Raw genomic sequence first — 21897 nt, 5'->3', positions numbered from 1 at the left:
AAAAATAGCCTCCAGCAGTGGTGTAGATGAAAGATAAACAAGCCCTAGTTTGATTCACCCGCTTGAAGTTTCAGAGAAGCTGATTGACTTAATGGAAAGACCACGTTCCACTGATACACATAACATAGCTCAGCTTATTCTGCTTTTGGCCGGGTTAACGGCTATTGCACCATTGGCTATTGATGCCTATCTGCCAGCAATGCCATTGATGGCATCTGAGTTCGCTGTCAGCATTCACGATATTGAACTTTCACTGAGTTTATTTTTGGCCGGTTTTGCTGTCGGTCAATTAACCGGCGGCCCTTTGTCCGATCACTTTGGTCGGCGTCGAGTCATCTTTGTTGGGCTCACATTGTTCTGCATTGCCAGCATGGGCATCGTGTTCAGTCAAACCCTTTATGGATTGTGGATATGGCGAGTCATTCAGGCCATTGGTGGTGGTATGGCAATCGTGAACTCCTCGGCAGTGATTCGTGATATCAGCAGCGGTCGTGACAGTGCACGCTATCTGTCACATATGGCCATTATCATGATGATCGCACCATTGATTGCCCCGCTAATCGGCACTCTCTGTCTGTATATTGCCGGCTGGCATTCCATTTTTATTGTGTTATTTGTTTATGCATTGCTTATCGGATTGCTATTGCATCGCCTGTTGCCGGAAACCCGGCAAATCAACCCCCAGAAGACATCAGCTTTACGGCGCTATATCGAAGTATTGTCGCATCGGAAAGCGTTGGCCTATCTTGCAGCACAAAGTTTTACCTATGGAGGTCTGTTCAGTTTTATTACCGCCTCACCATCGGTATATATGGTCTACTTTGGTGTTTCAGCGTCGGTCTATCCATTCTTGTTTGGCATTAATGTGGTGATGATGATTGTCGTCAATCGTATTAACGTCAGATTATTACTTTTTTACGATCCGCCCTGCCTGTTAAGACTTGGACAAATTATCCAGGTCATTACCGGCGTATTGATGCTGCTGTATATTCTGATCAGTCCAGATCCGGCATTAAGCATGATAGTTTTTGGCATCATGATATTTATTGGATCGCAGGCGCTTATCGTCTCCAATGCCATCGCCAGTACCGTGGAATTCTTTCCCCGCAGCAGTGCAACAGCCACTGCTGTGCTGGGGTCATTTGGTTTTTTATCGGGTGCAGCCAGTGGCTTACTGGTCAGTTCTCTGGGTGACGGCAGTCTTTGGCCAATGATTACCGTCATGACCGGCTGTGCAGTTGCAGGACTCACTCTTAAAACATTGATTTTGCGTAGCTGTCGTCATAATCCGCAAATAAAAAACGGCTGTTAACTTTGCATTAACCCTCAAGCAACTAGATTGGCTGTCATATTGACACTCATCTCTATGGAGCGCGTTATCAGGTGAACGTTAACAGCCGGCAACATTATTTAAAAAAACTGGTTTATCTGCCATTAGTGATGCTTGCTGCATGCAGCATCACACCAGAGCAACCTGATTATGCAACGTTAATCTCTGCAGAGCAGCAACGTGTTGAACAATGGCAGAATTTTCCGCAACAAACCGATGTCGCGTATCTGAATGATTTGATCGATACCGATATGTTTGAAGGTTTATTGCAAACAGCAATGCAATCCAATCCCAGTCTGCAACAAACCTTGCTCACCTTACAGATCCGTCAATCACAACTGACGCAGGCTGCAGCCGAAAAGCGCCCGTTTATCAGCAGCGGCTTTTCAGCACTCAACAGTAGTGATAGTGATGCCAGTTTTGGCGCTGATCTCAGTGTCAGCTGGCAAGCCGATTTATGGGGGAAACTGGCCGATAATGAACGAGCGGCAAAGCTTGATATTACTGAACAAAATCTGCTTTATCAGTCGGCCCGAGATACGCTGGCAGCTGAAGTCATGCAAGTCTGGCTAACACTGATTGCTCAACAACGTGCGATTGATATTGAACAGCAACGCAATGACAGTCTGCAGCAAACCGAAAGTTTTATTTTGCAGCGTTATCGCCAGGGGCTGGGCACTCTTGAAGACCTCGATCTTGCTCGCAGTGCGGTCGCCACTTCTTCAGCCAGGGTAGAAAGCTTAACTGAAAACTTTCGCCAGCAATCTATTCAACTCAAAACTCTGATTGGGCAGGTCAATAATCCACAGTTTGAGCTGCCCGAAGATTATCCGCAGGTTGTGATTCCTGAAATCGACCTGCCACAGCAAACATTGAATCGTCGGCCGGATCTGTTAGCAGCCTATGCTGCCATTCAAGCTGCCAGTGCCCGGACCGAGGTTGCCTATAAAGACTTGTTACCCAGTCTGAGTCTGCAGGCAGTGTTAGAAGATGTCGGAAGCTCTCCCCGTGCCAGTTTATTTACTGCCCCGGTATGGAGTTTACTGGGCCAGTTAACCGCACCTTTGTATCAGGGTGGACAATTACGTGCCGCCGCGGAGGTAAGTGAATTGGATACAGCAATTGCCTATCAGCAATATCGTGACACCTTACTGAATGCCGTGACAGAAATTGAGCAGGCTTTAAGTCAGGAACAGGCTTTGGTTAAACGCCAGCAACATATAGAAACCGCTTTGGCCAGTGCCGAAAATAATCTGCTCCAGTATCAGGCTAATTATCGTAGTGGCTTATTTGCCATTCTGGATCTGTTAACCGTACAGCAGCAAACCTATGATTTGCAGGCACAACTTGATGATCTGATTTACCAGCGTTTATTAAATCGTATCTCCCTGGGACTTGCTTTGGGGCTGGAGGCGAGAGCATGACTAAATTTGTTCAATGGCTGGTGTTTCTGGGTGCGCTGGTTGTATTAGTTGGAGTTTATTTTCTGAGTCAATATCAGATTGATCGTTTTAGCAACCGTTCGTTACCTGTCCGGGAAGTCCCAGAAATACGCCCTGAAGTCTCGGTGAAAACGGTCGAACCGGCAACACATCAATCACGTATCAGTGCATTTGGTGCCACAGAACCCCATTACACAATAAATCTGACCACTCAGGTTGCCGGACAAGTCGAACAGATATCGCCACAGTTTGAAACCGGCTACCGCCTGAAAAAAGGTGAACAGATACTGCGTCTGGAAAACAGTGATTACCGTGCAGCAGTGGCTGCAGCCAAACAACAACTGGCAGAAGCAAGGCTCGCTTATCTGCAGGAAGAACGCCAAGGCTTGCAAGCACAGGCAGAGTGGCTGGCTTCCGGTTTGGAAGGAGATCCTGATTCGGAACTGGTATTGCGTGTTCCTCAATTAGCCAGTGCAGAAGCAAGTGTTGTTAACGCCGAAGCATTATTAACCAGTGCTGAAAATGACTTACAGCAAAGCCTGATCAAAGCCCCGTTTGATGCATTAGTGATCAGCCGCGATGTCTCACCCGGCAGTTATCTGCAAACCGGAACCCAGGTAGCATCTCTGTACAGCACAGACTGGGTTGAAGTAAAAGTCTCACTGTCGGATCGTGAATGGCAGAGCCTGCCGGACGCCGATACGTTAACCACAGGTGATTGGCCGGTAACTCTACAGGCGGTTGAAGGTTCTGCCACCTGGCAGGGAAAAGTCCTGCGGATTGAACAACATCTGGATGGTACCACTCGACAACGTTCGTTGATTGTCGGGGTAGATAAACCGCTGGATCAGCAGCCTGCCATTTATCCGGGTGTGTTTGTTGAAGTCAGTCTGGCAGGGCGTCAGATGGATAATCTATGGCAGGTCCCAACTACCAGCCTTAGCCAACGTGGCGAGATATGGTATGTAACAGCCGAAAATATTCTGGCAAAATTCCCCACCTCTCCTGTTTTCAGTGATGAAAACTACATTTATATACGCCCACCGGAATCACTGGCCGATTTTCCCCAACAGATATTGTTACAGCCTATCAGCAGTTATGTAGAAGGCATGGCCGTGGCACCGATTGAGATAGAAAATCATGAGTAAGCTCATCGGCCGTAGCGGTATTATCGGCTGGTTTGCCACCAATCCGGTCGCCGCCAATTTATTAATGTTGGTGGTGATTATCCTCGGCTTAATGTCGGTGGGTGATCTGCGTAAGGAGGCTTTTCCCAGCAGCGAACCGGACAGCCTGACTATTTCAATTTCCTACGACAGTGGTTCGGCGAAACTGTCCGAGGAAGGTCTGGCAATCAAAATTGAAGAGCAGCTGGAAGGCATCATCGGCATTAAAACCATTACCAGTGAATCAACTCGCAGTGGGGTCACTGTCACGGTTGAAATGCAGAATGGTTATGATCTCGACATCCTGATGCGTGATGTAAAAGCGCAGGTGGATGCCATATCAACCTTTCCGACAGAAGCGAAAAATCCTGTTATCAGTAAAGCTGAACGAGAAGAACATGCTATCTGGCTGCAACTCTATGGTGATACTGATCGCCATACCCTGCAGCAACTTGCCGAGTCTCTTAAAGCTGATCTGCTCACCAAATCCACCATCAACCGGGTGACCATTTCCGGTTGGCTGGATCCAATGATGATGATCGAAATTGATGATGGCCGTTTGCAATCCTATGGCCTGTCATTAACGGATGTTGAAAATGCGATTAACACCAATTCGTCCACACCACTGACAGCGGTATTACGCAATGAAAATATTTATCTGCAGCTAAATGCTTCCGAACAGGCGTATTTAAAAGAGGATTTTGCCAATATTCCGTTACTAACCGGTGAGAATGGACAGCAAATCCTGCTCGGTGATGTAGCCGATATTCTTGATAGCTTTGATGACGATACCTCGATACTGTCGAGATTTCAGGCTAAAGAAAGTATCGGAGTTCAGGTAGTAACCACCGGACTGGATGATATCGCCGACTCTGTAGCCGACGCCTATGATGTGGTGGAAGTCTGGCAAAACAGTAATAAACTGCCGGCTCAGGTTGAACTGGCCACCTGGTATGACCGAAGTACCAGCATTATGGATCGCCTGAGTTTATTAATTAAAAATGCGCTGACCGGCATTGTGCTGGTGTTTGTCTTGCTTGCAGTATTTTTAAACCTGACCGTCGCTTTCTGGGTAGCAATGGGTCTGCCATTTGTCTTTCTTGGCACGTTATTCTTTATGGGCGATTCCTATGCCGGTTTATCGCTCAACTCGTTTACCACTTTTGGCTTTCTGATGGCGCTTGGCATCATTGTTGATGATGCGGTTGTGGTCGGAGAAAGCATCTATAGCGTTCGATCCCGGGAGGGTGACACGTTACGTAATACCATTAAAGGTACGATGAGAGTTGCCGTACCCACAATGTTTGGCGTCTTTACCACAGTGGTGGCTTTTTTTGCTTTATCACAAATTGAAGGTCGGCTCGGCGAACTCTATTCGCAGTTTGCAGCCGTGGTTGCCATTGCCCTGCTGATGTCGTTGGTTGAGTCGAAATTAATTCTGCCCGCGCATCTGGCGCATTTAAACACTCATAAAAAACCTTCACAAAATATACTGGCCATTGGATGGCGAAAAGTTCAGCAAGGGGCTGATGGCGGTCTACAGTGGTTTGCTGAAAAAATCTATCAACCGGCTATTGAGTTTGGTTTGCGGTTTCGCTATGGCGTCATAATGGTTTTCATGATGATATTTATCATCGTGTTTTCGATGCCGTTTAATGGCAGCATCCGAATGAGCTTCTTTCCATCCATTCCGGGCGATACCGTGCGAGCCAATATTGCCATGCATAAAGATGTCAGCTTTGGCCTCACCCATGAAACCCTGCTGATGATGGAACGTACCGCCTATGAAACCGATAGGGCTCTGCAAACTGATAGAGATGCTGATACAACCGGTATAGCCAATCTGCAACTGCTATCTCAGTCTGATCACAGTGGTGGCGTCACGGTAGAGTTGGCCGAAAATTCACCATATGATTTGGTTGAGTTTCGTAGAGAATGGGAAAAACGGGTTGGTATGCCGGAGGCTGTACGCAGTTTACGGATCCAGAGTGGTCGCCAGGCAGATGATGCCTTGCGGGTAGAGTTACGTTCCAACGATGATGATGTACTGACGCTGGCAGGCGCAGAATTGTATAAATTACTGGAACCGATGCCAGGCATTATTGGTTTGGAAGATAATCTGCAACCCGGTCAGCCTCAATTACAACTTAAGCTCAATCAACAGGGCCGGGCATTGGGTCTCAGTACTGATGAACTTGCCAGACAGATCCTGCAAGGCTTTAGCGGACAGGTAGTGCAACGTTACCAGCGCAACAGTGATGAAATCGAAGTCAAAGTTCGTTACCCGGAAGCAGACCGACAAAACCCCGCTGATGTATTGAAGTCCAGAGTTCGACTTGAGGATGGCACGGTTATTCCCCTATCGAGTGTGGCCGATGTCAGTTATGGCTTTACCCGTGACAGTATTACCCGGATTGATGCCAAGCGGGCCATTTATCTATCAGCAGATGTTGATAAGGATTTATTATCCGTCACCGAATTTGTTGCTCAGTTAAAGCGCGATGTGGTGCCACAGCTGGAAGCCAAATATCCGGGACTGACCATCTATTTTGCCGGTGAAGCCGCAGAGCAGGAAGAAACACAAACCTCAATGTTAAACCTGTTTTTATTGGCCATGCTGGGCATTTATATGCTGCTGGCCATACCGTTAAAATCCTATATTCAACCACTTTTAATCATGACGGCAATACCGTTTGGTATTGTCGGCGCATTACTCGGGCACTGGATGAATGATATGTCGTTAGGAATTTTATCGCTCAACGGTATTATCGCTCTGAGCGGTGTAGTGGTGAATGACAGTTTGTTATTGGTCTCCAGATTTAACGATTTAAAACAGGAATATACCGATATACGTCAGGCAATTATGTTATCAGCCAGAGATCGTTTGAGAGCGGTATTATTGACCTCTTTCACCACCTTTGCCGGTCTAATGCCATTGTTAGGCGAAACGTCCAGGCAGGCACAGTTCCTTATTCCTGCTGCGGTCTCATTGGCCTATGGCATTATGTTCGCCACCGTAATTACCTTGATACTAATCCCGTTATTATTGATGATTCAGCATGATGTGGCGCAATATTTTCATCGTGGTAGCAAAGTGGTGTTACCCGCAACGGAACAAGGACCGGCATCATGATTAGTGTATTACTTATTGAAGATGATCTCGATCTGGCGCAAACCGTGATGGATTATCTGCAACTGGAAGCCATCAGCTGCGATCATGCCAGTAATGGCGCTGCTGGACTGAATTTATTACAACAGAATTATTATGATGTGTTGCTGCTGGATCTGAATCTGCCGCGTATTGATGGTTTGACAGTGTGTGAGCGTCTGCGTAGTGAAGGTTCTGATATCCCCGTTTTAATGCTCACAGCCCGCGATCAGCTTATCGATAAACAGGCAGGTTTTGCTGCCGGTACCGACGATTATCTGGTCAAACCCTTTGAATTAAAAGAACTGGTAATGCGTATTCAGGCGTTATCACGCAGACGCAGTGGCCAGACACAATTATTGCGTTGTGGCAATCTGCAGATGAATTTACAGCAACGCCAACTCAGTAGAGCCGATATCAATCTGCATCTCTCCCCTATCGGCTGGCGAATACTGGAGTTGCTGCTACGGGAATCACCCAATGTGGTCAGCCGGCAACGACTTGAGATAGCAATATGGGGGGAGGAAATACCGGACAGTGATAGTCTGAAAGTGCATCTGCATCATTTACGTAAAACGATTGATGGAGGCTTTGATACAGCATTGCTTCAGACTATCCCGGGGATTGGCATTGCTATCAGAGCTGATAATGAAAGCTAAAATAAGTCTTAAACGCCTAATAACATTAAGTTTTTTATTATTTGGCGGCACCATTGTGCTCGGTTATTCATTATTAAGTGCCCATTTTTTTATTCGTGGCATGGACAATATTGTGACCGGCGGAATGGAAAACGCTGCACTGACCTATCTTGCCAGCAACAAATCTCTGGCGGAAGATGAACTGGTTAATTTTCGCGGTAGTCAGTTATCCAGAAGATGGGAGTCACAATCTGCTGACATTCGACAGGTGTTTACAAATCCGCCACAGCGCAGTGGCGAATTAATCAAACGAGATGATTCTCACTGGTTAGAACGCCCGGACAAAGTCTATTTTGCCCTCAAAGTCGATTTGGAAAATCAGTCAGTTTATATCAGCAGAACCCTATCCCGGGAGAATGTATCCAGTCTGGTCGGCCGTAATATGGCCGATAGCATGCGTTTATTATTAGGCGTCAGCGCATTAATTGCCTTGACGTTAATGCTGATCACCTGGCTGTTGATGCGGAGTATATCGACACCGGTAGCCCGACTGAATAACTGGACACAATCATTAACCCCGGAAAATCTGTCCCAGCCGCCACCGGACTTTTTGTATCCGGAACTCAATCAAATGGCCAGATTAATCCAGAACAGTCTGTCATCAGTTCAGCGCAGCCTGGATCGTGAGCACCGCTTCCTGCGTTATACCAGCCATGAACTGCGTACACCTATCAGCGTTATTCGTAATAATATTGAGTTGCAGTACAAAGTATTACAACAGACCTCTTCCAGTTTGAACCCGATGCAAAGGGATATTGCCGATCGGATTGATCGTGCCAGTATTACCATGCAGCATCTCACCGAAACCTTGCTCTGGTTAAGCCGCGAAGACCACGAAAAACTACCTGAATCAGTAGTAGAGATTGATAAACTGTTGTTGGAAATCACCACAGAAATGCGTTATTTGTTGCGCGATAAAACCGTTGAACTTATTGTGGAAACCCACCCCTATCAATGTTCAATCAGTGCTGTGGCAGCACGAATTGTCTTAGGTAATCTGATACGTAATGCATTCCAGCATACCTGGGAAGGTCAGGTCATTATCAGCCAACAGGGCTCCCAGATCAGTATTGTAAATCGACAGTTTAATGCTGATATTGATGTTGCACCGACTGAACTGGGCTTTGGTCTCGGCCTGCAACTCACCGCTCAATTAACCGAAAAACTCGGCTGGTCTTATCAGAATATTGCCAATGAAAATGGCCACAACGTGATACTTGATATCACACCACCGGATACCAATTAGCTTTTACTGACAAACTGACGATAAAACTGTATTGCCGTGCGTCCACTATGGCTGGCCCGACGCATGGCAAATTGTTTGGCCTGTTCATGCAATAAATCCCGATCAACAGCGATATTCACAAACAGGCTGTCAACCATTTCCAGGTAGGTATCCCAACTAGGTGGATAAAACGACAGCCACAGACCAAAGCGGTCTGATAAGGCCAGTTTGTCTTCAAGGCTGTCAGTGTAGTGAACCTCACCATCAACCACCCGACTCGCCTGATTTTCAGATTGCTGCTCTGGCATCAGATGTCGACGATTCGACGTGGCATAAATTCGGACATGTTCCGGCGGTAATTCCAAGCCACCTTCCAGCAGACTTTTAAGCGGTTTGAAACCTTCATCACCCTGTTCGAATGACAAATCATCACAGAAGATCACAAAGCGAAAAGGTCTGTCTTCCAAATCATCCAGAATTTCCGGTAACCAGTTAAGTTCAGCTTTATCAATCTGCAGAATACGTAATCCCTGATCGGCAAACTGGTTTAACACCGCTTTAATCAGTGATGATTTACCTGTCCCCCGTGCCCCCCATAACAGAGCATGATTACTGGTTTCTCCCTCAACAAATCGCCGGGTATTTTCCACCAGTTGCTGCTTTTGCTGCTCAATGCCGATGAGCTGATCCAGTTGAATAGGATCCAAACGGGTAATGGCTTTAAGTTTTTGGCTGTGCGCACGCCAAACGGCAGCATGTATTTGATGCCAATCCAGATTATTCATCTGTTATCTTCCTGTGGTCGAACTAAACACTATGATGTTATCTGGGTTGGATTCGCGTCAACTGCTTAATTCAAATGCGATTGGCACTTTCACTTCCAATTGCTGCTGTGACATCGCATCTGGAAATGCCGGTAACGGCTGGGCTTTTTCCAACATTTCCAGCACCGCCTGATCCAGACGATGATATCCCGAACTGGCTTCAATACGTGATTCTCTAATGTGGCCATTGCGGGTGACAATAAAGAATAATTGCACAATACCCTGTTCACCACGGCGTCTGGAAATACCAGGATAACGTTTTTGTTCTGCCAGCGTTCTGGCCAGCAAATTGAAATAGGTCTGTTGTGCGGCTTGTTGCAACGCAGCGTCAGCCTGACTCGATATTGAACTGCTCTCGGCAGCTTCCCCCTGATCAGCAATTTGTGTTTTCTCCAGCTGTTTTTCAGAATTTGCGGTATTTATAAGGGCCGGATCAGACGTAGCCGCAAGGATTTCTGACGTATTATGTTTAAGTTCAAGCTTATCCTCCGGTGGCGCAGTATTGACTGACTTTTTTATTTCGGTTTGCTGTAATGGTTTTATCACTTCTGTTCTTTTGGTTTTATGCTCCATTGTCACGGGAGCAGTATCAGGCTCCTGAACCTGGCTAATGGTGGATTCTTCCTCAATAGCTGTCTTTTTTTCTGCTACCGCAGTGGCCTGCTGTTTTTCCAGGGTGGTGGCATCAAGCATGCTGATATCAATTTCAATACCGGCTTCATCCATCGGTGGAACAGTTTGCAGCTGGTGAGGGTATTTAATTGTATACACGCCAAAAGCAAACACATGAATCGACATGGCACTTAAAATAGCCAGAAACCAGTAACGAAATTTAATCATTTCGGCTGGTCTGAGTTTGGGTGGCCAAAGAAACTTTTAATACTCCCGCGGCTCGCACTTGTTTAAGTAAATCTGTTAACTCACTGGCGGGCACGGCTGCATCAGCTTTCACCAGTAATTTAAAAGACTGGATATCGTTAGTTTCGGCTATTTTCTGCTTCAGGATCTCGGTTAATGCACTGGCTTCCAAAAAAGCATCATTCAGCACCAACCTGCCTTTAGCTGACAAGAACAAAATGGCATCGTGTTCTTGCAGGGCAGATTGCTGCTGAGATGTTGGGGGTTGGATTTTAATCAGTTCACTGCTGGTTAATTGACCCGCGATCATAAAAAAAATCAACATCAGAAACACAATATTAATCAATGGGATCATATTGTCATCAAGCTGATTGACTGGGGCTCTGCGGATGGGGATAAGGGTCATATCGCTAACCCGGCCAGACTGACTTTATCGATGCCGATGATTTTTAGCTGATCGATGAAATCAATCATTTGCTGCGTGGTCACAGCTTTAGCAACTGACACCACAAAAATTCCGGACGGATCTTCAGCAAGTTGCTGTTTTATCGGTGTGAGCTCTGATACAGGATAATGTCGATTATCATAAACATACTCACCAGCTGCCATTAACAGCAGATAGTGCTGAGTGCGTATTTTATCAGTATCGTAGGATTCGCTGGGCGCTGTAATATCCAGCTGCCGCCAATGGGTAAATCCTGAAGACAACATAAAAAACAGTAACAGGATGAATACCACATCAATCAACGGTGTCAGGCTGATTACCCGACGTTTTGCAGCCAGGGGTTGTTCAAGCAACATTTTTATAGTGGTTAGCTGGTTTTGTTGTTGAGGTGTTTATTAATGGAGCATGGGTAAAAACCTGAGTGACACCATCATTAATCAAAACGGCAACCCGCTCTGTTTTACGTTCCAGCCAGTTGTGGGCAACAACAGCGGGGATCGCCACTCCAAGCCCCACCGCAGTGGTCAATAACGCCTGCCAGATACCACCGGAAAGTACCGAAGGATCAACCTGACTGCCTGCCAGTTCCATCTGCTGAAAGGCCATGATCATCCCGAGCACAGTTCCGAACAAACCTAACAATGGACTCAAGCTGGCAATCACTTCCAGCGGTCGCAGATAGCTGCGCAGTTGATTGATGCGTAAACTGGCAACACGCTGTAACTCTTCTTTAAGCAGCTCCTTAGGAATTTCGGCCTGTCTGAGTCCTTCCATACTCAGTGCCAGTAGTTCATCCAGTGGCTTGGAGATTTTCAGCAGCGAAAGTGCCTGTTCCGGTTCATTTCGTTTCCACAGCAAAATGGCCTTTTTGGCCGTTGTCGTAGATTCTGGCGATAACAACATTATTTGCCAGATTTTGATTAACACAATGCTGACCGCGATGACCGAAAACCCCAATAAAATCCACACAACGGGGCCACCAATTTCCAGTAATTGCTGAAGTAGCTTCAGGAAAGAAGGTGTTTCAACCTCATTTATCACGCAGCAGACCCCGGACAGACGTCATAGCAGTTACCAACATCGATAAGTTCCTTTGATTAAAACAGCATTAATGATAATAGTTATCATTAAGCTTTGCAAAGAAATCTTCGGTCCAGCGTGATTTTTTTACTGTTCTATCAAATGGATAGCACTCTGCAGCAATGACAGTCCTATATGTTCACCTCGTTGCAATTGATTGCGTTCAACCACATGCTCTGGAATATCCATCTGTATCAACAGCGGGTTGTGTCCGGTAACTTTCATTAATACGGTAGTAATGCCGCGCAAGGTAATCATATCGTCAATTATCGCCTGAACCGGATTCTCCTGCTCTCCCCGAGAAGGACGACGACGTTGATGCAACAGAATTTTACTCGGTGCAATAATCCAGTAAACATTGCTACCCACAGCGAAATCGGTATCGGCTATCTCCAACAGCTGCTCACACCATTGCAGTTTTTTCTGACCTTCAACCTGCACTATTTGCCCTTCAAACACATTACGGGCATCGGTCAATCTCGCGACATTCAGGCTTTGTGGCCGATTCAATACATCTTCTACCGTACCCTGTTGCAGGGTTTTCCCCTGATGAATAACACACATCTGATCGGCCAGCATTGCCGCTTCATCCAGATCATGTGTCACCAGAATAATCGGCATCGATAATTGTCGGCGTAAAGCATGTAACTCCAGATAAAGTTTGCGGCGAGTAACTTTATCAACCGCCGAAAATGGCTCATCCAGTAATAAAACTTCCGGATCGCGAGCCAAAGCTCTGGCTAATGCCACCCGCTGTTGCTGGCCGCCGGATAACTGTGATGGATAACGAGATTCCAAACCACTTAAATGCACCTGTTCCAGTAACGCTTTTACGGCATGTTCCTGAGGCTTTTGCATGGCCAGCAGAATATTCTGCATAACGGTCAAATGCGGAAATAACGCATAATTTTGAAACACCATGCCCACGCGTCGCTGTTGTGGAGAGTAATTTAGTTCATGGTTGCTATCAAACCAGGTTGTTTGAGAGCGGATAAGTCCTTGGTGAGGCTTATGTAAACCTGCTATACAACGTAGCACCGTGGTCTTGCCCGATCCGGAAGGTCCTACTAACGCCAACATTTCTCCCGCGGCACATTGTAGCTGCACTTCCAGTGGAATTGGCTGTTGCTGCTTAATGGTAACGTCAAGCATCCTAGACCCGCAATAATCGATGATTAAATCGGTAAATTGCCGTGACCGTTATGACAGCAATTGCCAGTAAGATTAACGACATCTGCATGGCCTGCTGCTGATCAAATGCCAACACACTGTCATAAATAGCAATCGACAGTGTTCGGGTCTCACCGGCAATATTGCCGCCGATCATCAACACCACCCCGAACTCGCCCAACGTATGACAAAAGCTCAGGATTAAGCCAGTTAAAATTCCAGACCAGGCTAAAGGTAATTCAATTTTGATAAAGGTTTTCCAGCGAGATAACCCACTGCACCATGCCGCTTCACGTAATTCAGGAGCAATATTCTCCAATGCCCTGAGCATTGGCTGTACAGCAAACGGTAAACTGTAAATTATCGAAGCAAACCACAATCCGCTAAACGAAAAGGCCAGGTTGTCGCCGGTAATGCTATAAAAAAGTTTTCCTGCCGCACTGTTACTATCCATTCCCACTAACAGGAAATATCCCAATACCGTCGGTGGCAGGACTAACGGTAACGTTATCAATGCTTCAGCCAGATATTTCCCACGAAACTTGCCTCTGGCCAGGCTGTAAGCCAATATCAATCCTATTGGCAACAGACTCAAACTGGTGACCAGCGCCAGCTTCAGTGATACTTCAAGGGCCTGCCAATCCATCGTTCAGGGATTCCCGGCAATGGGAAGATAGCCATGTTTGATAAAGATTTTGCTGGCCGTTTTGCTGGTAATAAACTTAATAAACGGTTCAGCAAGTAATGACGCATCTTTGGTGATAATAAGCTGTTGGGATAACTCACCAGGCAATTTAATGTAACGCCCCTGCTGTTTGATTTTCTCCTGGGTCATATACGGATACGGCAATATGGCAGCATCGACATTACTGGTCAGGGCAAACTGCAGTGTCTGTGAAGCACTTTCTGCCAATAACAGCTGCGGTTGAATGGTCTGCCAAATATCCGCTTCCACCAACAGATTCTGTGCGAGTTTGCCATATGGCGCATGTTTCGGATTGGCAATAGCAAATTTTTCCAGCTGATTATGCTCAATAGCCTGTTTTAGACCTTGCAGCCGGTTATCAAGCTTTATTGAAGAGTGCTTATTAGCAAATAACACTATTTCACTGTGTGCATAGTTAATACGCTGCCCACGATGTTTTTTTCGTTGCATTAAAATATCAATAAACAACGGATTTGCTGAAAAAAACACATCATAAGGTGCACCATGAATTATCTGTGTAGCCAGATTTCCTGATGCGCCGTAAGTTACATTAATCTTATGTTCAGAAGATTGTTCGTATTCACTTATCAATTCGGGCAACACAAAACGTAGATTCGCCGCGGCTGCGACCCTGAGTGTCTCCGCGCTTGCCCCCATTGATATTAGCAGCAACATAACCAAAAGGGTTTTAATGAACTTGTATCGCATTATTCAATCCAAAAAAAAGCCCCGCAGTGCGGGGCTTTTAAGTCTAACGTAACTGACTGCGTTAGTCTGCAGTAACTTCGTTAACAGCTTTCATGCTCAGACGAATACGGCCCTGGCGATCAACTTCCAAAACCTTAACGTCAATCATGTCGCCTTCTGACAGTTTATCGCTGACATTTTCCACACGCTCATCCGAGATTTGTGAAATATGTACCAGACCATCTTTGCCCGGCAGAATGGTAACAAACGCACCGAAGTCCATCAGCTTGGCAACACGGCCCTGATAGACCTTGCCGACTTCAACTTCTGCAGTGATTTGCTCAATGCGATGCAGAGCATCCTGACCAGCATTGAAATCTGAAGAGAAAATCATCACGGTACCATCATCCTGGATATCAATGGTCGCACCGGTTTCTTCGGTGATTGCACGAATGGTCGCACCACCTTTTCCGATTACATCACGGATTTTATCAGCATGAATTTTCACCGTGATAATACGTGGAGCAAATTCAGACATTTCCTGACGGTGCGTTGAAATCACTGCATTCATTTTTTCCAGAATATGCAAACGACCATCACGGGCTTGCGCCAGTGCAGTACGCATGATTTCTTCGTTGATACCTTCGATCTTGATATCCATTTGTAGCGCAGTCACGCCTTTTTCAGTACCGGCGACTTTAAAGTCCATATCGCCCAGGTGATCTTCATCGCCCAGGATATCGGTCAAAACGGCATAACCATCAGACTCTTTAATCAAACCCATAGCAATACCGGCAACAGGGGCTTTAATTGGTACACCGGCATCCATTAACGCCAATGAGGTACCGCACACAGAAGCCATTGAACTTGAACCATTGGATTCAGTGATTTCAGAAACCACACGAACCACATACGGGAATTCTTCAGCTGATGGCATAACTGCCTGGATACCGCGTTTAGCCAATTTACCGTGGCCGATTTCACGACGTTTTGGTGAACCCACAAAACCGGTTTCACCTACACAGAATGGTGGAAAGTTGTAATGCAGCATGAAACGGTCACGGTATTCACCTTCAACGGCATCAATCATCTGTGCATCACGTTCAGCACCCAAAGTTGCCACCACAATCGCCTGAGTTTCACCACGGGTAAACAATGCAGAACCATGCACACGTGGTAATACAGTAGTTTCAACGAATACTGGACGTACCGTTTTGGTATCACGTCCATCTATACGTGGTTCACCGGCAATAATTCGGCCACGAACCAGTTCTTTTTCCAGTTTGCCAAACACGCCTTTTACATCATCTTCAGACCATTCGCCATCTTCACTGACTAATTCAGCAATTGCTGCCTGGCGAATTTCAGCCAGTTGATCCTGGCGCTGCATTTTGTCACTGATGGCATAGGCATTTTTAATACCTTCAAATGCTTGATCTTTAACAGCGTTATACAAACGATCATCTTTTTCCGGAGCAGTCCATTCCCAGGCTGTTTTAGCAGTTTCTGCTTTTAATTCATCGATCAGTTTAATCGCTGTCTGAATTTGCTGATGACCATACATGACAGAACCCAGCATAACCTCTTCGGGTAATTCAGATGCTTCGGATTCAACCATCAATACAGCACTTTCAGTACCGGCAACAACCAAGTCCAGCGAACTGGTCGCCAATTGTTTTTTGGATGGATTGAGGATGTAGTTACCATCAACATAGCCCACCCGTGCAGCACCTAATGGGCCGTTAAACGGAATACCGGAAATTGCCAATGCAGCAGAAGCACCAATCATTGCCGGGATATCAGGATCGATTTCAGGATCCAATGCCATCACGGTGGCGATAACCTGTACTTCGTTAATGAAACCTTTAGGAAACAATGGACGCAGTGGACGATCGATCAGACGGGAGGTCAGTGTTTCTTTTTCGGAAGGACGGCCTTCACGTTTGAAGAAACCACCAGGTATTTTACCTGCAGCATAGGTACGTTCTTGATAGTTTACGGTTAACGGAAAGAAATCCTGGCCAGGATTTACATTTTTCTTTCCGACTACAGTTACAAGCACTGATGTCTCACCCAGACTGGCAATAATGGAGCCACCGGCCTGACGAGCGATTTTTCCGGTTTCCAGGCTGAGAATGTGCTCACCGAACTGAACTGTCTTTTTTACTGAATTCACTAGTATTTCCTTCTCTTGACTACATCAGCCATGAACCTTTTCATAACTGATTTAAAAAACGATAAACGCATAAATGAATATGCCCCTGAAACCGCGGGGGATTTCAGGGGCATATCAGTCAACGCACCAGCCTAATGCCAATAATATTGGCGAAGGCTCGATGAGATGTTTTACAGACCACGTCGGGTAATTTAGCGACGCAGACCTAAGTCAGCAATTAAATCACGGTAACGGTTAATATCCGTTTTTTTCAGGTAGTCGAGCATTTTACGACGACCACTAACCATTTTTAACAGACCTTGACGTGAGTGATGATCATGGATGTTAGTTTTAAAATGGTCTGAAAGATTGGTAATACGTGCTGTCAGCAACGCTACCTGAACTTCAGCTGAGCCGGTATCACCTTCGGTACGACCGTATTTTTTAATGATTTCTTGCTTTTGTTCTGCTGTAATTGACATAAAAACTCCAACTTTTTATAGCCTTTGGCTATGAGTTAAATTCTGAAATAATCCAGCAAGTTAAACCGAATTACCCAACCTTTTAAGAGTGGCGAATTTTACCGGTTTTATCCGCTATTCACAAGCGAGTTAAACCGTATCGCCGGTAACAAACAAACGTTTTGCTGAAACTGTGCCATCCTGGGCCAATTCACCCAGACCGATAAAATGATCCTGATAATCAAATAATCGGACTTTTGCGCTTTGTCCCTCAACATCAGTTTTAACTGCCCGGCCGTATCGCATATCATCAGACATTGCCGCATCCAATTTTATATGGGGCCAATCCGGCAAAGCTTCATGGGCGGGTAGTAACTGACTATCAAGTCCTGCAACTCCCTGCTGCTCCACCAACTCACCCAATTTTTCCAGACTTAATGCCTGGGTTAAATCATAGCCTGCCGCATCAGTGCGTCTCAGCATTGAGACGTGTCCACAACTGCCTAAAGCGGCAGCAATATCCTGCACCAGTGTCCGAATATAGGTTCCCTTACTACAGGCAACCTGCAAGGTAAAACTCTCGGCATCGCAGGCCAGTAATTCAATACTATAAATGGTAATAAGGCGAGATTTACGTTCAATTTCAATGCCCTGACGTGCCAGCTTATATAATGGCTGGCCCTGATGTTTTAACGCAGAAAACATTGGAGGGATTTGCTGTTGCTCACCGACAAAATCCAGCAAAACCTGTTGCAGCTGTTCAGGCGAATATTCGGGAATGGCTTGTTGTGCAATCACCTCGCCATCGCTATCACCGCTATCGGTCAGAATACCCAACTGACAACGCACCTGGTACTGTTTGTCAGCATCCAGTAAATAGGTGGAAAGTTTGGTCGCTTCGCCCAGGCAGACAGGTAATACCCCGGTTGCTAATGGGTCGAGACTGCCGGTATGTCCTGCCTTGTTTGCATTAAATAATCGTTTAACGCGCTGCAAAACATGATTTGAGGTCAATCCGGTAGGCTTGTCGATAATCACAATACCGGTAATATCGCGACCTTTTTTATTGCGTTTTGCCATTGGCGAAACTCAATCTTTATCAGTTTCTGGATCAGGATCCTGTGCGTCTTTGATATCGGCGTTGGCTTTGGAGATCAACTCATCCATATAAAAGCCATGTTCCAATGTCGTGTCATAACGAAACTGCAGTTCAGGCATGATGCGTAATTTCACGCGCTTAGCCAGCGCCCGACGTAAAAAGCCAGCGGCATTATTCAAACCTGCCAGACATTCTTTAGCTGCTTCTTCTGAATCAAACCCACTCAGCCGAGTGACATAAATACGCGCATATTTCAGATCAGATGTCACATCCACATGTGACACCGTGACCATACTGACACGCGGATCGGCCAGATCATGTTGAATCAGCAAAGCCAATTCACGCATCATGACCTCGCTGATTCGATTTGTGCGACTAAATTCTCTTGCCATTAAAGACTCGGTTTCATCAATACACGTTCAAATACTTCAATTTGATCGCCTGGTTTAACGTCTTTGTAGTTTTTCACACCAATACCACATTCGGTACCGGCATTAACTTCGTTGACATCATCTTTGAAACGACGCAGCGATTCCAGTTCACCTTCATAGATAACAACATTATCACGCAGAACACGAATTGGATTGTTACGTTTAACACTGCCTTCCAGCACCAGACAACCGGCAATATCACCGAATTTTGGTGAGCTGAATACATCATCAACACGCGCCAGACCAATGATTTCGTCTTTATAGACGGGTTCAAGCATCCCGGTCATCGCTTTGGTGACTACATCCAGCAAATCATAAATGATACTGAAGTACTGAACGTCCAGACCTTTTTCGGCAATCACTTTACGTGCAGTGTTATCTGCACGAACATTAAAGCCGATCAAAATCGCATCTGAAGCAGCGGCAAGTTGGGCGTCGGTTTCATTAATACCACCAACACCTGAACCCACTACCCGGACCTGAACCATATCGGTAGATAGTTTCTGCAGACCCTGGCTAACAGCTTCCACGGAACCATGAACGTCACCTTTGATGACCACATTCAGGGTTTTCAGATCGCCGGCTTCCATTTTGTTGAACATATCATCCAACTTAGCCGCCTGCTGCTGAGCCATTTTCATTTCACGTGCCTTGGTCTGACGGAAGCTGGCAATTTCTCTTGCCGTGCGATCGTCCGGAGCTACCTGCAATTCATCACCTGATGCTGGCGTACCTGACAGACCCAGTAATTCAACGGGTGTTGAAGGACCGGCTTCATCCATTGCCTGACCATTTTCATTGAACAAGGCACGAACACGACCAAATTCCTGACCAACAACAACAATGTCCCCTTTTCTCAACGTGCCACGTTGGACCAGAACTGTTACCACCGTACCGCGACCTTTATCGAGCCGCGATTCAACAACAGTACCGTGAGCAGGACCTTTAACCGGTGCAGTCAATTCCATCACTTCCGCTTGCAGTGAAATGGCATCAAGTAACTCATCAACACCAAGCCCCGTCAGAGCTGAAACAGGAACAAACTGAACATCACCACCCCAATCTTCAGGAACGACTTCATGATTCGTTAATTCCTGTTTAACACGATCTGGAGTGGCATCCGGTTTGTCCATTTTGTTTACGGCAACAATCAGTGTTGAACCGGCAGCTTTAGCGTGCTGAACAGCCTCAATTGTTTGCGGCATAACACCATCATCGGCTGCTACAACCAAGACCACGATATCCGTGACCTTGGCACCGCGTGACCGCATTTCGGTAAAGGCAGCATGGCCCGGTGTATCCAAAAAGGTCACTTCTCCACGGCTGGTTTCTACTTTATAGGCACCGATATGCTGGGTAATACCACCTGCTTCGCCTGATGTAACCTTGGTACGACGGATATAATCCAGTAAAGAAGTTTTACCGTGGTCAACATGGCCCATTACAGTAACAACAGGTGCTCTTGGAACCGCTTCGCCCGTCACTTCAATAGAGGCTTCCAGGGCTTGCTCAACTTCATTTTCCTGAACCGGCTTGGCAACATGGCCCATTTCTTCAACCAGAATAACGGCAGTATCCTGATCAAGCACCTGATTGATAGTGGCCATTGTGCCCATACCCATCAATGCTTTGATCACTTCGGCCGCTTTAACAGACATACGCTGAGCTAAGTCAGAGACTGAAATAGTATCGGGAACACTGACTTCTCGAACAACCGGAGCGGTTGGACGGGAAAAGCCATGTTCTGTTGTGGTTTCAACAGTCGCAGTTTTTTGCGAGACACCTTTCTTCTTCTTGCGCCGACCTTTGCCTTCGCTAACATGAAGTTCTTTACGCTCAAATTCATCATCACGTTGGAAACGACCACGACGTGCGGGTTTATCTTTATTCGCAACGTGTTTTGCATCGGCTTCTTTACGATCCGGTTTCTGTTCTTTGGCTTGCGCTTCTGCCGCTGCTAGACGCGCTTCTTCTTTCGCCTTTTCTAAAGCTTCCTCTTCTTCACGAGCTTTTTTCCGCGCTTCAAGCGCTTTTTCAGCTTCGATACGGGCAAGGTTGGCAGCACGACGCTTGGCATCGGCTTCTTCCAGCTTTTTATGTGCTAATTGAGAAGCTGTTAATTCCGGTTTTGCCGGTTGTTTTTTTGCAGCGTCAGATTTTTTTTCTTCTTTGAGTTCTTTGAGTTTCGCTTCTTCGGCAAGAGCCTTTTGCTCTTCTTCTGCAGCTAAACGTGCCTCTTCATCTGCCAGTCTTTCAGCTTCGATGGCTGCGGCAACTGCTGCAGCTTCACGTTCAGATTCTTCTTTCTGCAGGCTGGTCTGTTCTTGCTGTTTACGCGCTATTTCCTGCTGTCGAAGCTGCTCCTGACGGGCAACTTCTTCGGCGTTTGCCTGTGCTTGAGATGCAACTACAGGTTCTTCAGCGGGCGCACTGGTAGTGTTGGGTTCGACATCAGACCGTTTGACAAAGGTGCGTTTTTTGCGAACTTCAACACTGACACTTTTACCGGCTTGACGAGATGTTCCACCACCTAATTTAATTTCACTGACCGATTTACGTTTCAGCGTGATTTTTTTAGGTGATGCATCGTTTTCACTGGCTGATTTGCCATGTCTTTGCTGTAAAAACTGCAAAAGGCTTTGCTTTTGGTCTTCCGTAATCAGATCATCCGGCTTTGAGACTTTAATACCGGCCTCATTAAGCTGATCCACTAAACGTTCAGGTGTGATACCGACAGTGTCGGCCAGGTCCTTAACCTTCATGTCACTCATTGGTTACTCCCCTGTTTCTGTTTGTTCGTCTGCAAACCATGATTCACGTGCTTTCATGATGAATGCGGCAGCTTGTTTTTCATCAATGCCACCCGCCTCAACCAATTCATCCACGGACTGATCTGCAAGGTCATCAATAGTGATAACACCCTGACTGGTTAACTTAGCAGCTAATTCAGCGGTCATACCGGGCAAATCCTG

The 21897-nt window shown here is 46.2% G+C and carries 20 protein-coding genes; 6 read left to right on the top strand and 14 right to left on the bottom strand.

Features of this window, described 5'->3' with window-relative positions:
• The first annotated feature begins 91 nt into the window (after window positions 1-91).
• The 6 genes from B3M51_RS09265 (at window position 92) to B3M51_RS09240 (ending at window position 9030) form a co-directional block, all read left to right on the top strand.
• Entirely contained in the window at window positions 92-1312 is a 1221-nt protein-coding gene (locus B3M51_RS09265; protein ID WP_292481029.1) for a multidrug effflux MFS transporter, read from the top strand.
• A 71-nt stretch (window positions 1313-1383) separates the two neighbouring features.
• Window positions 1384-2754, top strand: coding sequence for a TolC family protein (locus B3M51_RS09260; RefSeq protein ID WP_292481032.1), 1371 nt, complete (start codon window positions 1384-1386; stop codon window positions 2752-2754).
• Entirely contained in the window at window positions 2751-3920 is a 1170-nt protein-coding gene (locus tag B3M51_RS09255; RefSeq protein WP_292481034.1) for an efflux RND transporter periplasmic adaptor subunit, read from the top strand. The genes B3M51_RS09260 and B3M51_RS09255 overlap by 4 nt, the downstream gene beginning before the upstream one ends.
• Window positions 3913-7071, top strand: a complete 3159-nt coding sequence (locus B3M51_RS09250) for an efflux RND transporter permease subunit (protein WP_292758498.1) — start codon at window positions 3913-3915, stop codon at window positions 7069-7071. The genes B3M51_RS09255 and B3M51_RS09250 overlap by 8 nt, the downstream gene beginning before the upstream one ends.
• Window positions 7068-7745, top strand: a complete 678-nt coding sequence (locus B3M51_RS09245; protein ID WP_292481039.1) for a response regulator transcription factor — start codon at window positions 7068-7070, stop codon at window positions 7743-7745. The genes B3M51_RS09250 and B3M51_RS09245 overlap by 4 nt, the downstream gene beginning before the upstream one ends.
• Window positions 7735-9030 (top strand): sensor histidine kinase, encoded by a 1296-nt coding sequence (locus B3M51_RS09240; protein ID WP_292481041.1) that lies wholly within the window; start codon window positions 7735-7737, stop codon window positions 9028-9030. The genes B3M51_RS09245 and B3M51_RS09240 overlap by 11 nt, the downstream gene beginning before the upstream one ends.
• Here B3M51_RS09240 and B3M51_RS09235 read toward each other — a convergent pair.
• The 14 genes from B3M51_RS09235 to B3M51_RS09170 form a co-directional block, all read right to left on the bottom strand.
• On the bottom strand, window positions 9027-9794 hold the full coding sequence (locus B3M51_RS09235; RefSeq protein WP_292481044.1) for an ATP-binding protein: 768 nt from the start codon (window positions 9792-9794) through the stop codon (window positions 9027-9029). The two genes, B3M51_RS09240 and B3M51_RS09235, sit on opposite strands and share 4 nt — an antisense overlap.
• Window positions 9795-9851: 57 nt before the next feature.
• Entirely contained in the window at window positions 9852-10673 is an 822-nt protein-coding gene (locus B3M51_RS09230; RefSeq protein ID WP_292481046.1) for an energy transducer TonB, read from the bottom strand.
• Window positions 10666-11097, bottom strand: coding sequence for an ExbD/TolR family protein (locus B3M51_RS09225; protein ID WP_292758494.1), 432 nt, complete (start codon window positions 11095-11097; stop codon window positions 10666-10668). The genes B3M51_RS09230 and B3M51_RS09225 overlap by 8 nt, the downstream gene beginning before the upstream one ends.
• Complete coding sequence (locus tag B3M51_RS09220) at window positions 11094-11492, bottom strand: ExbD/TolR family protein (protein WP_292758492.1); 399 nt, start codon at window positions 11490-11492, stop codon at window positions 11094-11096. The genes B3M51_RS09225 and B3M51_RS09220 overlap by 4 nt, the downstream gene beginning before the upstream one ends.
• Window positions 11482-12177, bottom strand: a complete 696-nt coding sequence (locus B3M51_RS09215; protein WP_292758490.1) for a MotA/TolQ/ExbB proton channel family protein — start codon at window positions 12175-12177, stop codon at window positions 11482-11484. Before B3M51_RS09215 ends, B3M51_RS09220 begins: the two co-directional genes overlap by 11 nt.
• 126 nt (window positions 12178-12303) lie before the next feature.
• Entirely contained in the window at window positions 12304-13368 is a 1065-nt protein-coding gene (locus tag B3M51_RS09210) for an ABC transporter ATP-binding protein (RefSeq protein ID WP_292758488.1), read from the bottom strand.
• Window position 13369: 1 nt separating this feature from the next.
• Window positions 13370-14032 carry a molybdate ABC transporter permease subunit gene (gene modB / locus B3M51_RS09205; protein WP_292481053.1) on the bottom strand — a complete coding sequence of 221 codons (663 nt, stop codon included), beginning with the start codon at window positions 14030-14032 and terminating at the stop codon, window positions 13370-13372.
• Window positions 14033-14035: 3 nt separating this feature from the next.
• Window positions 14036-14800, bottom strand: a complete 765-nt coding sequence (gene modA / locus B3M51_RS09200; RefSeq protein WP_292481055.1) for a molybdate ABC transporter substrate-binding protein — start codon at window positions 14798-14800, stop codon at window positions 14036-14038.
• Between the two features lie 61 nt (window positions 14801-14861).
• On the bottom strand, window positions 14862-16955 hold the full coding sequence (gene pnp, locus B3M51_RS09195) for a polyribonucleotide nucleotidyltransferase (protein WP_292481057.1): 2094 nt from the start codon (window positions 16953-16955) through the stop codon (window positions 14862-14864).
• Window positions 16956-17146: 191 nt separating this feature from the next.
• Window positions 17147-17416 carry a 30S ribosomal protein S15 gene (gene rpsO, locus B3M51_RS09190; RefSeq protein ID WP_278361242.1) on the bottom strand — a complete coding sequence of 90 codons (270 nt, stop codon included), beginning with the start codon at window positions 17414-17416 and terminating at the stop codon, window positions 17147-17149.
• 129 nt (window positions 17417-17545) lie between these two features.
• Window positions 17546-18475, bottom strand: a complete 930-nt coding sequence (gene truB, locus B3M51_RS09185) for a tRNA pseudouridine(55) synthase TruB (RefSeq protein WP_292758485.1) — start codon at window positions 18473-18475, stop codon at window positions 17546-17548.
• A gap of 9 nt (window positions 18476-18484) precedes the next feature.
• Window positions 18485-18886: a 30S ribosome-binding factor RbfA gene (rbfA, locus tag B3M51_RS09180; protein ID WP_292758483.1), complete on the bottom strand. Its 402-nt coding sequence runs from the start codon at window positions 18884-18886 to the stop codon at window positions 18485-18487.
• Entirely contained in the window at window positions 18886-21696 is a 2811-nt protein-coding gene (infB, locus tag B3M51_RS09175; protein WP_292758482.1) for a translation initiation factor IF-2, read from the bottom strand. Before infB ends, rbfA begins: the two co-directional genes overlap by 1 nt.
• Window positions 21697-21699: 3 nt before the next feature.
• A partial coding sequence (locus B3M51_RS09170; protein WP_292758480.1) for a helix-hairpin-helix domain-containing protein occupies window positions 21700-21897 on the bottom strand: 198 nt, incomplete at its 5' end.

This window comes from Methylophaga sp. UBA2689, assembly GCA_002354555.1.
GTDB lineage: Bacteria > Pseudomonadota > Gammaproteobacteria > Nitrosococcales > Methylophagaceae > Methylophaga.
The sequence above is the reverse complement of the archived record's forward strand: the minus strand, read 5'-3'. Positions and strand labels throughout refer to the sequence as shown.

What these genes read in the sequence shown, in the direction of transcription:
- B3M51_RS09265 (WP_292481029.1), top strand. Translation starts at nt 92, where the DNA reads ATGGAAAGACCACGTTCCACTGATACACATAACATAGCTCAGCTTATT.
- B3M51_RS09255 (WP_292481034.1), top strand. Translation starts at nt 2,751, where the DNA reads ATGACTAAATTTGTTCAATGGCTGGTGTTTCTGGGTGCGCTGGTTGTA.
- B3M51_RS09250 (WP_292758498.1), top strand. Translation starts at nt 3,913, where the DNA reads ATGAGTAAGCTCATCGGCCGTAGCGGTATTATCGGCTGGTTTGCCACC.
- B3M51_RS09245 (WP_292481039.1), top strand. Translation starts at nt 7,068, where the DNA reads ATGATTAGTGTATTACTTATTGAAGATGATCTCGATCTGGCGCAAACC.
- B3M51_RS09240 (WP_292481041.1), top strand. Translation starts at nt 7,735, where the DNA reads ATGAAAGCTAAAATAAGTCTTAAACGCCTAATAACATTAAGTTTTTTA.
- B3M51_RS09235 (WP_292481044.1), bottom strand. Translation starts at nt 9,794, where the DNA reads ATGAATAATCTGGATTGGCATCAAATACATGCTGCCGTTTGGCGTGCG.
- B3M51_RS09230 (WP_292481046.1), bottom strand. Translation starts at nt 10,673, where the DNA reads ATGATTAAATTTCGTTACTGGTTTCTGGCTATTTTAAGTGCCATGTCG.
- B3M51_RS09225 (WP_292758494.1), bottom strand. Translation starts at nt 11,097, where the DNA reads ATGACCCTTATCCCCATCCGCAGAGCCCCAGTCAATCAGCTTGATGAC.
- B3M51_RS09220 (WP_292758492.1), bottom strand. Translation starts at nt 11,492, where the DNA reads ATGTTGCTTGAACAACCCCTGGCTGCAAAACGTCGGGTAATCAGCCTG.
- B3M51_RS09210 (WP_292758488.1), bottom strand. Translation starts at nt 13,368, where the DNA reads ATGCTTGACGTTACCATTAAGCAGCAACAGCCAATTCCACTGGAAGTG.
- modB (WP_292481053.1), bottom strand. Translation starts at nt 14,032, where the DNA reads ATGGATTGGCAGGCCCTTGAAGTATCACTGAAGCTGGCGCTGGTCACC.
- modA (WP_292481055.1), bottom strand. Translation starts at nt 14,800, where the DNA reads ATGCGATACAAGTTCATTAAAACCCTTTTGGTTATGTTGCTGCTAATA.
- rpsO (WP_278361242.1), bottom strand. Translation starts at nt 17,416, where the DNA reads ATGTCAATTACAGCAGAACAAAAGCAAGAAATCATTAAAAAATACGGT.
- truB (WP_292758485.1), bottom strand. Translation starts at nt 18,475, where the DNA reads ATGGCAAAACGCAATAAAAAAGGTCGCGATATTACCGGTATTGTGATT.
- rbfA (WP_292758483.1), bottom strand. Translation starts at nt 18,886, where the DNA reads ATGGCAAGAGAATTTAGTCGCACAAATCGAATCAGCGAGGTCATGATG.
- infB (WP_292758482.1), bottom strand. Translation starts at nt 21,696, where the DNA reads ATGAGTGACATGAAGGTTAAGGACCTGGCCGACACTGTCGGTATCACA.